General features: G+C 56.4%; 14 protein-coding genes. 7 read left to right on the forward strand and 7 right to left on the reverse strand.

Annotation, left to right across the window (positions count from 1 at the left end; genetic code table 11):
- Positions 1-17 precede the first annotated feature (17 nt).
- From PYL13_RS08900 to PYL13_RS08925, 6 genes are all read left to right on the forward strand, one after another.
- Positions 18-1010: a glycosyltransferase family 2 protein gene (locus PYL13_RS08900; RefSeq protein ID WP_275641047.1), complete on the forward strand. Its 993-nt coding sequence runs from the start codon at positions 18-20 to the stop codon at positions 1008-1010.
- A 2-nt stretch (positions 1011-1012) separates the two neighbouring features.
- Positions 1013-1825: a ChbG/HpnK family deacetylase gene (locus tag PYL13_RS08905; protein WP_303298989.1), complete on the forward strand. Its 813-nt coding sequence runs from the start codon at positions 1013-1015 to the stop codon at positions 1823-1825.
- 251 nt (positions 1826-2076) lie between these two features.
- Positions 2077-3006 (forward strand): glutaminase, encoded by a 930-nt coding sequence (locus tag PYL13_RS08910; protein ID WP_250982611.1) that lies wholly within the window; start codon positions 2077-2079, stop codon positions 3004-3006.
- Positions 3007-3082: 76 nt separating this feature from the next.
- On the forward strand, positions 3083-3991 hold the full coding sequence (gene ttcA / locus PYL13_RS08915; RefSeq protein ID WP_250982610.1) for a tRNA 2-thiocytidine(32) synthetase TtcA: 909 nt from the start codon (positions 3083-3085) through the stop codon (positions 3989-3991).
- Between the two features lie 14 nt (positions 3992-4005).
- Positions 4006-4836, forward strand: coding sequence for an inositol monophosphatase family protein (locus tag PYL13_RS08920; RefSeq protein WP_192491225.1), 831 nt, complete (start codon positions 4006-4008; stop codon positions 4834-4836).
- 15 nt (positions 4837-4851) lie between these two features.
- Positions 4852-5676 (forward strand): inositol monophosphatase family protein, encoded by an 825-nt coding sequence (locus tag PYL13_RS08925; RefSeq protein WP_275641049.1) that lies wholly within the window; start codon positions 4852-4854, stop codon positions 5674-5676.
- A gap of 368 nt (positions 5677-6044) precedes the next feature.
- Here the strand turns inward: PYL13_RS08925 and PYL13_RS08930 are convergent, their stop codons facing one another.
- From PYL13_RS08930 to PYL13_RS08960, 7 genes are all read right to left on the reverse strand, one after another.
- Entirely contained in the window at positions 6045-7250 is a 1206-nt protein-coding gene (locus tag PYL13_RS08930; protein WP_259146684.1) for a multidrug effflux MFS transporter, read from the reverse strand.
- A gap of 138 nt (positions 7251-7388) precedes the next feature.
- Positions 7389-7724: a Grx4 family monothiol glutaredoxin gene (gene grxD / locus PYL13_RS08935; protein ID WP_192491227.1), complete on the reverse strand. Its 336-nt coding sequence runs from the start codon at positions 7722-7724 to the stop codon at positions 7389-7391.
- Between the two features lie 158 nt (positions 7725-7882).
- Positions 7883-8146: a hypothetical protein gene (locus PYL13_RS08940; RefSeq protein ID WP_250982608.1), complete on the reverse strand. Its 264-nt coding sequence runs from the start codon at positions 8144-8146 to the stop codon at positions 7883-7885.
- 7 nt (positions 8147-8153) lie between these two features.
- On the reverse strand, positions 8154-8387 hold the full coding sequence (locus PYL13_RS08945) for a BolA family protein (RefSeq protein ID WP_192491229.1): 234 nt from the start codon (positions 8385-8387) through the stop codon (positions 8154-8156).
- An 18-nt stretch (positions 8388-8405) separates the two neighbouring features.
- The gene (gene purL / locus PYL13_RS08950; protein ID WP_275641050.1) at positions 8406-10640 is read right to left on the reverse strand and encodes a phosphoribosylformylglycinamidine synthase subunit PurL; all 2235 of its coding nucleotides are present in this window, start codon (positions 10638-10640) and stop codon (positions 8406-8408) included.
- 306 nt (positions 10641-10946) lie between these two features.
- Positions 10947-11501: an acyloxyacyl hydrolase gene (locus PYL13_RS08955; protein WP_259146682.1), complete on the reverse strand. Its 555-nt coding sequence runs from the start codon at positions 11499-11501 to the stop codon at positions 10947-10949.
- 321 nt (positions 11502-11822) lie between these two features.
- Positions 11823-13241 carry an aminotransferase-like domain-containing protein gene (locus tag PYL13_RS08960; RefSeq protein WP_275641051.1) on the reverse strand — a complete coding sequence of 473 codons (1419 nt, stop codon included), beginning with the start codon at positions 13239-13241 and terminating at the stop codon, positions 11823-11825.
- Positions 13242-13335: 94 nt separating this feature from the next.
- Here PYL13_RS08960 and PYL13_RS08965 point away from each other — a divergent pair, with 94 nt between their 5' ends.
- On the forward strand, positions 13336-13623 hold the full coding sequence (locus PYL13_RS08965) for a DUF1127 domain-containing protein (protein WP_275641052.1): 288 nt from the start codon (positions 13336-13338) through the stop codon (positions 13621-13623).
- The last annotated feature ends 79 nt before the right edge of the window (positions 13624-13702 follow it).

The raw sequence follows: 13702 nt of genomic DNA on the forward strand, positions 1-13702 counted from the left end.
TGTAACGGGATCGGGGCATGGCTCTTTTTTCACTCATCGTACCGTTTTTGAATGAACGGGATAACGTGCCGGCATTCACCACCTTCATTGAAAAGGTGGCGGGTGAACTGCGTGAAAAATTCGATCTCGATCTCGAAGTGGTGCTAGTCGATGACGGCAGCACTGATGACAGTGTGACACGTTACATTACGTCAATGCCGGGCACCTGGCGCATTGTCGAACTCAGCCGCAACTTCGGCAAGGAAGTTGCCGTGTTTGCCGGTCTGGAAGAGTGCAGGGGCGATCTTGTGATGATTATGGATGCCGACATGCAGCACCCATGGACTGTCGCTCTCGACATGATCTCGCAGCTGATGGCCGACGAAAATCTCGACGCCGTTTATGCGGTACGTGATGACCGCCTGCAGGAATCGATGAAAAAGGCCGCCGCCGTACATCTGTTCTACTGGCTGATCAATTTCCGCCAGCGTTTTATCGTGCCGGAAAATGCTGGCGATTTCCGCGTCATGCGCCGCCCGGTTGTCGAGGCCATGCTGAAGATCCGCGACCGTCGCCGTTTCAACAAGGGGCTATACGCCTGGGCAGGCTTCCGCCAGAAGGCCATTGGTTACGTGCCGGACGAGCGCCAGCATGGTGCCACCAAATGGTCCAACCTGTCGCTGCTGTCCTTGTCGCTGGAGGGCATCACCTCGTTTTCGGCGCTGCCTTTGCGGCTGGTGTCGATCATTGGTGCGCTGGTTGGTCTCTGCGGCATTTTCTATGGCCTGAAGATCGTCTTTGAAGTGCTGTTTTACGGCGTGTCGGTTCCCGGTTATCCAAGCCTTATGGTGGCGGTGTCGGTGCTCGGCGGCTTCAATCTGGCGCTGCTTGGCCTGCTCGGCGAATATATCTGGGTCGGTATTGCTGAAACCAAGGATCGCCCGCTGTATCTGGTGCGACGCGTGCACCGTTCAGGCGACATCAAGACGCTGGACAAGACCGCGCAGTCCGCTGAAAAACAAACGCCATGAGCATGGCGGACACTAAGGTGTTTTTGGTTGCTGATGATTATGGCCTGTCACCGGCCGTCAGCGATGGCATTCGCCACCTGATATCAAAGGGCAATCTATCCGGCACCGGCTGCATGACTTTGTTTCCGGAATGGCCCTCTGAGGCGATAAAGCTGAAAGAGTGTCAGGGGTATAGCGACGTCTTTGCCGGTATTCACCTGACGCTGACCGATTTCAAACCGCTGACCGATGCACCCGCCATCAGCAAAGATGGCAGGTTACTGCCGCTGAAAGAGCTGATCCTTGGCGCGTTGCGGCCTACGGAAGAGTTTGCCGCGCAGGTGCACGCCGAGCTGGACGCGCAGCTTGCAGCCTTCACCAAAGAGATCGGGCATTTGCCGCATTATCTTGATGGCCATCAGCATGTGCATTTCCTGCCGCCGGTAAGGTCATGGCTGTCAAGCCGCGCTCAAACTCTTGCCCAAGCTGGTGTGAAGCCATGGCTGCGGGGCGCACCGGCGGTCGATTTTTCGCAAGGTGTGAAGATTGGCCTGAAAACCTGCTTCGTGGCAGGGCTGGCGCGTGGTTTTGATGGTGAGATGCGCAGTGCCGGTTTGTTGGTGCACGGCCCGCTCTGCGGCTTTTATGACTGGCAACAGGCGGAAAAGTTCAGGTCGGTGCTGAACGGTCGTGTTCGTAATGGCAGCGTCATGATGTGCCACCCCGGTTATGTTGATGATGTGCTGCAAGCCCGCGACCCGCTGACAGGTGCGCGCGCAGAAGAGCTGCGTGTGCTGGAGATGGAACTGCCGTTTGCGTTGGCGAAGCGGGTTTAGTCTCCACGTTTCGATCTCTCTCGACGTCATCCTTGGGCTTGTCCCAAGGATCTAAGCCGGTTCCTGATATGCGACGTGGATAGATCCTCGGCTCAGGGCTGAGGATGACGGCGGAAACCGTATCGGACCTGGCTATGCCACCAATTCGCGCAGCAATGATTCCGCATTCATCCTCACGCGATAGTGGCATTGATTTTGCTTTTGATGTAGCCAACAGAACCGTAGTGACACTGGCGAACAAAGGCTTGGGCATGCAGGACATTCAGCTGATCATTGACCGCATTTATGATGCGATGGTGCCAAGATTGGGTGAGGGGAAGGTAGCCGACTACATTCCTGAGCTCGCCAAGGTCGATCCCAAGCAGTTTGGCATTGCCGTCACCACCGTTGAAGGCGAAACATTCGTCGCCGGCAATGCTGAGGTGCCGTTTTCCATTCAAAGTATCTCCAAGGTTTTCATGCTGACGCTGGCGCTCGGCAAGGCTGGTGAAACCGTGTGGAACCGGGTAGGGCGCGAACCATCAGGATCGTCCTTCAACTCCATCGTACAGCTGGAACATGAGGCGGGCATTCCACGCAATCCCTTCGTTAATGCCGGTGCGATCGTCGTCAGTGATATCGTAATGGCCGGCCACCAGCCGCGTGAAGCAATCGGTGAGTTGCTGCGCTTTGTGCAATATGTCGCCGATGATGACAGCATCATTATCGACAATGCGGTCGCGAAGTCGGAAAATGCCACCGGTTACCGCAATTATGCGCTGGCCAATTTCATGCGCTCGTTTGGCAATCTGCATCATCCAGTCGAAAATGTGCTGGGCGTGTATTTCCATCAATGTGCACTGGCCATGACGTGTCACCAGTTGTCACGGGCGGGGCTGTTTCTGGCCAATCAGGGCCGAAATCCGCTCAGCGGCCATACGGTCGTATCGGCGCGACGGGCAAAACGTATCAACGCGCTGATGCTGACCTGCGGCCATTATGATGGGTCCGGCGACTTTGCCTATTCTGTCGGCCTGCCAGGCAAGAGCGGCGTTGGCGGCGGCATTCTTGCCATTGCGCCGGGCAAGGCATCGATTGCGGTGTGGTCACCCGGCCTCAACAAGGTCGGCAACTCCGCGCTTGGCTCCGCAGCGCTGGAAATGCTGGCCAACCAGACAGGCTGGTCGGTATTCGGGGCTTGATCTTGCCGGAATATGCAGGCATTGGCTGGAGGACAGCCCGTATTAGCGCCCGAATTAGCGAAAGTGCAATCGTCCCATGAATATTGCGACAGACATGAATTCCGTCGATGACGTCGAGGATGGTGCTGAGGACATTTCCTCGCACGCGCTGTTTGCGCATGCGCCACGGTCGGTCTCGTTCAACAAGCTGCGCAAGCGCCTGTTGCGCAATGTGCGCCAGGCATTTGAAGACTTTGACATGCTGAAGGGCCAGAAGCGCTGGCTGATTGGCCTGTCGGGCGGCAAGGACAGCTACGGGCTGCTGGCGCTGCTGATGGACCTGAAATGGCGCGGCCTGCTGCCGGTCGATCTGGTGGCCTGCAACCTCGATCAGGGCCAGCCGAACTTTCCCAAACACATTCTGCCGGAATATCTGGCATCGATTGGCGTGGAACACCGCATCGAATACCGCGACACTTATTCGGTGGTGAAGGAAAAGATGCCGAATGGCGGCACCTACTGTTCGCTCTGTTCGCGTCTGCGTCGCGGCAATCTTTACCGCATTGCGCGCGAAGAGGGCTGTGATGCGCTGGTGCTTGGCCACCACCGCGAAGACATTCTCGAAACCTTCTTCATGAACTTTTTCCATGGCGGACGCCTAGCGGGCATGCCGGCAAAGCTCTTGAATGACGAAGGCGATCTGATGCTCTTGCGGCCATTGGCCTATTGCGCCGAAGACGATATGGCCAAGTTTGCCACCGCCATGCAGTTCCCGATCATTCCATGCGACCTGTGCGGCTCACAGGATGGTCTGCAGCGCAATGCCATGAAGGACATGCTGGCAGATATCGAACGGCGCATGCCAGGCCGCAAGGACACGATGTTGCGGGCGCTGGCCCACGTCAATCCCTCGCATTTGCTGGATACCAAACTGTTTGATTTTTCGATGCTGGGTGTCACGGAAGCGTCATCTAACGCGGATAGGGAAACGAACCCACCTGTTTAAAGAAACGTCGCTTTATGTCCCTGCTTGATAAAGACATTGAATTCCTGGTTGCAACGGTGCGCGATGCCGCAGCAACCGAAATCCTTCCCCGTTTCAGAAATCCTGACAGCCAGTCGGTCGCCGAAAAAACCTCGTCCATCGATCTGGTGACAGAAGCGGATATTGAGACGGAAAAGCGCATTACCGCAGCCATTCGCAGGCTTTATCCGGACGCCCATATCGTCGGCGAAGAAACTTATGATGCCGATCCTTCCGTTGTGCCGGCATTGGCCGATGCGGATCTGGCCTTCGTAATTGATCCCGTCGACGGCACGTTCAACTTTGCCTCCGGTCTTGCCGCTTTCGGTTCTCTGCTGGCCGTCACCGTCAAGGGTGAGACGGTCGCCGGTATCATCCATGATCCGGTTATGGGTGACACGCTGGTGGCGGTAAAAGGCGCAGGCGCGCATTTCCACCGCCGCAGCGGCGAGGTGACACCGATCCGCGTGGCAGCTCCTGTGGCGCTGGACGAGATGGTTGGCATTTACGCCTGGGGACACGCCACGCTGGAGCGCCGCCCGGTCATTGCCGCCAACATGGCCAAGATCCGCATGGCGCTGTCGCTCAATTGTTCTGCACATGAATATTGGCTTGCCTCGACAGGCAAGATCCACTTTATCGGCCACGAAAAGCTGATGCCATGGGACCACCTTGCCGGTGTTCTCGTACATCAGGAAGCTGGCGGTTACACGGTAAAGCTGGATGGTACGCCCTATCGCCCCGGAGAGATTTCCGGCGGTATTCTGTCCGCTCCTGACAAGGAAAGCTGGAAGATGATACGGCGCGAGATTTTAGGTATCTGGTAGCTGAAAGGAATGGCAATGTCCCTCGAACTCGACATAGCGTCGCTTGCAAACACGCTTCAGGAAGCCGCAGCCGTGGAAATCATGCCGCGGTTCCGCAATCTCGGTGAGGGCGACGTTCGCATGAAGACCGAGGCCATTGACCTCGTCACCGAAGCGGACGAAGCAGCCGAGCGCCTGATCCGGGACCGCGTGGCGGAAATCATGCCCAACGCACTGTTCGTGGGCGAGGAAGCCGTGGCGGCCGATCCGTCGCTGCTGGGCAAGCTGGGTGAGGCCGATCTGGCCGTGGTGGTGGATCCGATTGACGGCACCTTCAACTTTGCCTCCGGCCTGCCGTTGTTCGGCGTGATGATGAGCGTCATCTCCAAGGGCGAGACTGTTGCTGGCATCATCTTCGATCCATTGGGCAATGACTGGCTGATCGCCGAAAAGGGCTCTGGCGCATGGCTGTGCGCACCGGATGGCAACCAGACGCAGATGCACGTGTCTCCGGCACTGGAACTGTCGCAGATGGTCGGCATTGCCAATACAGGCTATTTCGACATTGAGACCCGCCGCAAGATCCTCGTTAATCTGGCCGATGTGCGGCTGTTCACCAGCTATCGTTGTGCGGCCCATGAATACCGCGTGTTCTGCGGCGGTCACATGCACTTCCTGATGTACAACAAGCTGATGCCATGGGACCACCTTGCCGGTACGCTGATCTCGCAGGAATCTGGCGCCTATGCGGCGCGCCTGGATGGTTCGCCGTACCTGCCAAGCCATGTGGATGGCGGCTTGCTGCTGGCACCGGACAGGGACTCCTGGAACCTGCTCAAGAACCACATCTTCACGGTTTGATTGACGGGACGTATGGATCAAAAAAGGCGCCGCTGGATGACCGCGGCGCCTTTTGCTTTCGACCCTCATGCCTCGTCCTCGGGCCTGACCCGATGATCTCTCACAGGCATCCAGCTGTCGCGCGTCTGCGCGACGAAAGAGTCTTTTCAGCCCAATGACTTGGGCTGGCCTGGATTCCTGTGACGAGCACAGGAATGAGGTCCGCGAGGGTGGATAGACGCGAGAAAACACACGTCCCGGAAAACATCACATTCAAATATCAATGGTCGCAAAAAAAGGCGCCGCTAGATGACAGCGGCGCCTTTTTCTTGTGCGGTATGTCTGTTTTCCTTACCCCGTGGCGGGCACGGGGGTAAGGGGAAGCCGTATCAGATCGGCTTGTTGTGCGGATGGAACAGCTGACCCTTTTCACCGATCAGCACGAACACCAGACCAATAAGCGAGACGATAAAGAAGCCGGCGACCATTGGCAGGGCAGTGCCATCGAAGGACTGGCCGATCAATGCACCGATCAGCGAACCGCCAACCGTGCCCATGAAGCCGATGACGGACGATGCTGTACCGGCAACGTGGCCAAGTGGTTCCATGGCCAGCGAGTTGAAGTTGGAGCCGATCCAGCCGAACTGGAACATCGCCAAGGCAAACAACACGATGAACAGCGCAAACGGCATTGGCTGCGGGCCATAGATCTGAATGAGCAGCCACACAAAGGTGATGACGATAAAGCCGATCAACGAACCATGCGACAGTCTGCGCATGCCAAAACGGCCAACCAGACGGGCATTGATGAAGGACGACAGCGCCATGAACAGCGCAACGCCAGCAAAGGCCACTGCAAACCACTGACCAAGCTCATACACGCCCTTGTAGACCTGTTCAGCCGAGTTGATGAAGCCGAACAGCGCACCGAAGATGAAGGTGCTGGACAGGGTGTAACAGAGCGCAATGCGGTTGGTCAGAACGATCTTGAAACCGTTGAGAACCGACTTGACCGTGAAGGGACGTACGTCTTCCGGATGCAGGGTTTCCGGCAGGCGGTAATACATCCATGCGCCGACGATCACAGCGATGACAGCCATGAACACGAAAATCAGGTGCCAGTCACCAAACAGCAGAACGATCTGGCCGGTACCCGGTGCAATAACCGGAACAACCATGAACACCATCATGATCAACGACATGACTTCCGCCATCTGACGGCCGCCGTAGACGTCGCGAACGATGGAGATGGTGATGACGCGGGTGGCGGCAGAACCGATGCCCTGAATGAAGCGCAGTGCCAGCACGCCGGCAAAGGACGGCACGAACACCACCGCAATCGACGAAACGACATAGATGCCAAGACCAAACAGCATTGGCTTGCGACGGCCATAGCGGTCCGAGATCGGGCCATAGCCCAGCTGTGCAATGCCAAAGCCCAGAAGATAGGCCGAAATGACATATTGGCGGTGGTTCTCATTGATCACGCCAAGCGCTGCACCGATTTCCTGCAGGCCCGGAAGCATGATGTCGATGGCAAGTGCGTTGAGTGCCATCAACATGGCAGCAAGCCCGATGAACTCCACTTTGCCCATGGATTTCAAAACCGGATTGCCGGATTGTGAAGGATTTGTCACAGAAATATTCCCAAAAGAACGGCAAAGGCGTTGCAGAATGCAACGCCTTGCTACTTCATAACAATCGGGTGTCGGGGTGGAGAACCCCGGCAAAAATCAGGCCGCGCCGCGGACCTCGATACCCTGTTCTTGTAATTGGCTTTGAAGTTCACCCGACTGGAACATCTCTCTGATGATGTCACAGCCGCCGATGAATTCACCTTTGACGTAAAGCTGAGGAATGGTCGGCCAGTTGGAGTAATCCTTGATACCCTGACGCAGGTCAGCATCGGCAAGCACGTTGATGCCTTTGTATTCTACGCCGATATAGTCAAGAATCTGAACGACCTGACCGGAGAAACCACACTGTGGAAACTGCGGTGTACCCTTCATGAACAGAACGATATCGTTGCTCTTCACTTCGTTGTCGATCACTGCGTTAATATCGCTCATGGCCATTTCCTTTCACACGCGGTTCAAAAGCCGCTGCTTTGATATTCCGACTAGATAACACTTTGGTGTCGTTTTTCCAGCGTGGAAGCTGAAAAAATGCAAAGGCCTCTTATGCCTGGGGTGCATACCAACATGCGCGAGAGCAGGTTTGCGTAAAATCAAACACTGCGCTGTTTGCTGCGTGATGCAGCGGTGCGTCGTTTGCTGGTTTGTTTGCGGGCTGGCTGGCGTTTGGGCTTGGCGGTTTTTTTCGCGCCGCCCAACGCACTCTCCAGTATCGTCTCCGCCAGACTGCCCGCAACAGATTTGCTGCGGGTTTTCCGGCGGGTCCGTTTTGTTGTTTTCACACCTGTCTTTTTAAGAATTTCCGACATGGCGCTTTTCACCACGCCGGAAATGACCTCTTCAATCAGGCTTGCCATGGTTTTCTCAATCCGGGGCCGAAGTTTGCAGGGCAAGGGCATGCAGCACGCCGCCCATGTTGCCCTTCAGGGCATCATAGACCATCTGGTGCTGCTGCACACGGCTTTTTCCCTTGAAGGCTTCCGCCACGACTTCAGCGGCGTAGTGATCGCCGTCACCAGCCAGATCGCGGATCGTCACCTTTGCGCCGGGAATTCCGGCTTTAATCATGTCTTCAATATCGCCGGGGTTCATTGGCATGGTGTCAGCTCCCTTTTCTTATTCTGCTGCGGCCAGTGATGGCCCATCCATAAAGTCAGGGAACCATGATTCATGGGCGGAAAGCAATTGCTTAATCGCCACAGGCTTTGCACTTCCAAGTGATACTTCGCTACCACCGGTCTTGCCGATAACCGGGCACTCAACGCCCGCTTCCTTTGCACGCTGTGCAACTGTTTCAGCGTTATCCTGAGCGATGGTCAAAACATAACGGCCCTGGTCTTCGCCGTAGAAGGCAAGAACCGGATCGTTGTTTTCAGGCTGGTTTACAATCGCACCAATGCCGGAAGAAATTGCCATTTCGGCAACGGCAACACCGAGACCGCCCGAAGAGCAATCGTGAACGGCGGTGGCAAGACCATCGTTGATCAGCGCGCGAACGAAATCGCCGACCTTCTTTTCCTTGGCCAGATCAACATGCGGAGCAGGGCCGTCAATACGGTCATGAATGTCGCGCATGTAGGTGGACTGCGCAATATGCGTGCCCCAGCCCTTTGGTGCGCCGGCCAGCAGAATGGCTTCGCCTTCCGCGGCAAAACGGATGCGGGCCATCTTTGCCCAGTCGCTGAGCAGGCCAACGCCACCGATGGTCGGGGTTGGCAGGATCGCCTGACCGTTGGTCTCGTTATAAAGCGACACGTTACCGGAAACGATCGGAAACTCCAGCACGGTGCAGGCTTCGCCAATGCCCTTGATGGCATGAACCAGCTGACTCATGATTTCAGGCTTTTCCGGGTTGCCGAAGTTCAGGTTGTCGGTGGCGGCCAGTGGCAAAGCGCCAGTGGCGGTGATGTTGCGCCAGCATTCTGCAACAGCCTGCTTGCCGCCTTCAAACGGATCTGCCTCAACGTAACGTGGCGTTACGTCAGACGAGAAGGCCAGTGCCTTGCTGTAATGGCCTTCCACGCGCACAACGCCAGCGTCACCGCCAGGAAGCTGCAGCGAGTTGCCCTGGATCAGTGTGTCATACTGCTCGTAAACCCAGCGACGGGAAGAGCCGTTTGGCGAACCGACCAGCTTGACCAGCGCATCGGCAATATCGGCCTGTGGCACGTCATTGGCAGCAAGTGGAGCCGGAACCTTGGCCGGTGTCCATGGACGATCATATTCCGGAGCCTCATCGCCCAGTTCCTTGATCGGCAGGTTGGCCACTTCTTCGCCGCTGTGAATGATGCGGAAACGCAGGTCATCAGTGGTCTTGCCAACGATGGCAAAGTCCAGACCCCACTTGATGAAGATTGCCTTGGCAACTTCTTCCTTGGAAGGCTCCAGAACCATCAACATGCGTTCCTGGCTTTCGGACAGCATCATCTCATAGGCGGTCATGTTTTCTTCGCGCACAGGCACCTGGTCGAGAATGAGCTCGATGCCCAGATTGCCCTTGGCACCCATTTCCACGGCCGAGCAGGTCAGACCCGCAGCACCCATGTCCTGAATGGCGATAACCGCGCCGGTCTTCATCAGCTCAAGGCAGGCTTCCAGCAGGCACTTTTCAGTGAAGGGGTCGCCAACCTGAACGGTCGGGCGCTTTTCTTCGATGGATTCGTCAAACTCTGCCGATGCCATGGTCGCACCACCCACGCCGTCACGGCCGGTCTTGGCACCGAGGTAAACGACAGGCAGGCCAACGCCCTTGGCTTCCGACAGGAAGATGGCATCAGACTTGGCAAGGCCAGCCGCAAAAGCGTTGACCAGAATGTTGCCGTTGTAACGGGCGTCAAACTCGACTTCGCCGCCAACCGTTGGCACGCCGAAGGAGTTACCGTAACCACCAACGCCGGCAACAACGCCGGACACCAGATGGCGGGTCTTGGGATGGTCAGGGGCACCAAAACGCAGCGCGTTCATGGCGGCAACCGGACGAGCACCCATGGTGAACACGTCACGCAGAATGCCGCCAACACCGGTGGCTGCACCCTGATAAGGCTCGATGTAAGATGGGTGGTTGTGGCTTTCCATCTTGAAGACAACACAGTCGCCATCATCAATGTCGACAACGCCGGCGTTTTCGCCCGGACCCTGAATAACGCGCGGGCCTGTGGTTGGCAGCGTCTTCAACCACTTCTTGGAGGACTTGTAAGAGCAGTGCTCGTTCCACATTGCCGAGAAAATGCCAAGCTCGGTAAAGGTTGGTTCGCGTCCGATCAATTCGAGGATGCGCTGGTATTCATCGGGCTTGAGGCCATGCGATGCAACGAGTTCCGGGGTGATCTGGATGTGATTAGGAATAGCCATAGGTCTCACGAGGTTCGAGCCGGTAGGAAGTTTCCGGTTCTTTAGCGCAAGATACAGTCTGGTGCGACAGGAAAATGTATCGATTAGCCACCAAATGCAGAGTTTTGGACAGGGCAATTATAGATGGCAGCCGCCCGCAGGGCGTGTCTGCGTCTGAAAGACAGCGTTTTCAATCGACCTTCGTCATGTCAGGGCTTGTCCCGACAATCCACGCCCTCAACGACGATCGCAACGTGATCAGATCCTAGGGACAAGCCCTAGGATGACGTTGAGAAAGAAGGTGGCCTTCTACTATGGCCGCTGTTGTTAAAATCTGTAACCCAGCATCAGGCCGGCGCGGGTAATGCCGTCATTCGGGCCGTCGCAGAGATTGGCATGGGAGGCATGTTCAATCTGCGTGGAGATGTTCCAGTTCTGATTGATGCGGTAACCGACGGCCGCATATTCGCGGAACAGGAAACGACAGCCAAGCTGCGCGCCGGTTTCAGAGCCGGTGTTTCTTAAGTTGCCATCGTGCCAGAGGCCGCCAAAGCCTAGGTCGAGAAAGATCTTTTCATTTAGGTCCAGCGTCCAGTTGATGCCGCCATAAACGGTGTTGGCAGACCCTTCAGTGCCGATTTCACCGCCCAAATGCACACGTGGGCGCAGCAGCTTGTCAGAAAATGTGGCGGCCGTCGCACTGTCAAACGGGTCGAAATAGACGGTCAGGGCCGGAAAGACGCCGTCTTCACCATTATGGCTGCTGGACACTGATGTCGTTGCACCAAAGCGCAATTCATCGAAAATGTTGCCCTCAGCGGCATCGGCAATGGAAGCCAGAGGCAGAAGAAGAGCACAGGAGGTAAGAACCTTGGCAATCATTGCCTTGGCATCTGCAAATTGCTGACTGCCCATACGAATCGTTCCCAGACAAGGTTTCACGGGAACGTGACATATTTTAACGGAAGGTAAAGGGAGCGAATTTCTAATTCTCGGTACTGTTGCCGAAAAGACTCTCAAGCCCAAATACCCGTTTCAGACCTCTGAGTTTTGTAAAAGTTCTTCCAGCCATGCACACGCCAGCTTCGCTTCACCCGGGGTATTTGCCCCTTGGGATGAGCGGATTTTCAGCAAACGGTCGTGAAGCGCAAAGGGCTCGAAATACCCAAGTTTGTACTGCAGGGCAGCACCCGTCATCCGGCCTCAGGCCATACTGTCATAACTCACAGAACCATTGTCCAGCAGGCGACGCAGGGTGTGCAGGTGGCGGGCCAGCTCTTCGCGGGTATTGGGCGCAGAAAAGCTGATGCGCACCCGGTGGTAGACCTTCTCCGATCGTCCGGCTTTGAACTCGTCCTCATCGTCAATGAGAATGCCTTCCTTGCGGGCTGCGTTACGGAACGTGCCGGAAAGCCAGGGTTCGGGCAATTTCAGCCACACAAAGGCAATGTCGGGATTGGAGTTGAACTCCAGACCGGAAAAGATCTGCCGAACCATCTGCTCACGCGCATTGACCTCGGCAATACAGTCCTGGCGGATGCGATGGGCATCACCGCTCAGCACCAGCCGGGCGCAGAGCTCGGCCAGTAGAAAGGGCAGGCCGCCCGTCATCATCTTGTGGGCGGTGCGCACCCGTGTGCCGAAGTGCGGCGGACAGGCAACCCAGCCGCCGCGAACACCGGCGGCAACCGACTTGGACAGGCTGCCCACCAGAAATGTCTGTTCCGGCGCCAGTTGGGCAATCAGCGGAATGTCATCACGGCACATGGCGCCATAAAGATTGTCTTCAATGATCCAGACATTGTGCCTGTGGGCAATGTCGGCAATGGCCTTGCGGCGCTCCAACGGCAACGTGGTGGAGGTCGGGTTCTGGCCCGACGACATCAGGAAGATCATCTTCGGGTGCTGCTGCGCACAGACCCGTTCGAAATCTTCGGGTATGATGCCGTTTTCGTCAGAGTCCACCAGCGCAATACGTCGTCCGGCAAGCGCGGCGCTGCGGCTGATCTGCGAGTAGGTCAGGTGCTCAAAGGCAATACGATCGCCCGGGGAGGTGACGGCACCGATGATACCCATCACCGCGGCATGTGCGCCAATCGTCGGCACGATGTTCTCAGGGCTTGGGGTCCAGCCATTTTGCGCCAACCAGCGTGCACCGGCGACCGACCATTCCTCCGGAAAGTCGCGGGCATAACTGGCAACCTGCGCGGAACGCTCCGCCATGATGTCGGATAGATGGCGCTCAATCAGCACACCTTGCCCAACCGTCGGCGCTGCCGTGGTGTCCAGCTTGGAAAGTTGTTTCGTCTCGGCAGCCGAGACGGCAGCATTTGATGTGTTGGCGGCCTGCCCAATATGGACAGACGGTGTCGGGGTGTGGCGGCTGTTCACATAGGTCCCACGCCCAACCTCGCCACTGACGAGACCACGCTCATGCACCAGAGAATAGGCGCGGCTGACGGTGCCAATGGTAACGCCCAGATCATAAGCGAGATTTCTTTGCGGTGGCAGTTTTGTGCCCGCCGCCAGCTCGCCATTCGAAATGGCGGTTTCGATATGGTCGGCCAGACGCATGTAAAGCGGGCCGGTGCCTGTGGAGAGATTGGGGAGCCAATTTGTCATGGTGACAATTTAAACATTGTACCTGTGTGTGAGTCAATTGTATTTATTGTCGCAGAGAATGACCCCGAACAATTAAAGGTGAACAGGTGCAATTATGCGCAAGATGGATCAATACCTATCAACAATAGATACAATGTACCCTGACAGCTATACGCGGGAATATGTCTTCCGTGACGATGGCGACATGGTTGATCCCGCACCACTGACAATTGCTGCGCCAAACCATGTATTTGGCCGTTTTCTGGCTGCCATCCGCACATGGCACATCAAGCGGGCCGGCCGCCTTGCTTTGAGAGAACTGACCGATGAGCAGTTGCTTGATATTGGCATCAGCCGGTCGCAGGCGCGCAATGAAAGCGCAAAATCCCGCTTTCTGGTGTGATTGTCATTGAATGGATATACACATTACAGGTCAACAATCGGTACAATCTGGTCTCTCATTCCTGTGCTTTTCACAGAAT

Source organism: Agrobacterium sp. Azo12 (genome assembly GCF_029193765.2).
Lineage (GTDB): Bacteria > Pseudomonadota > Alphaproteobacteria > Rhizobiales > Rhizobiaceae > Agrobacterium.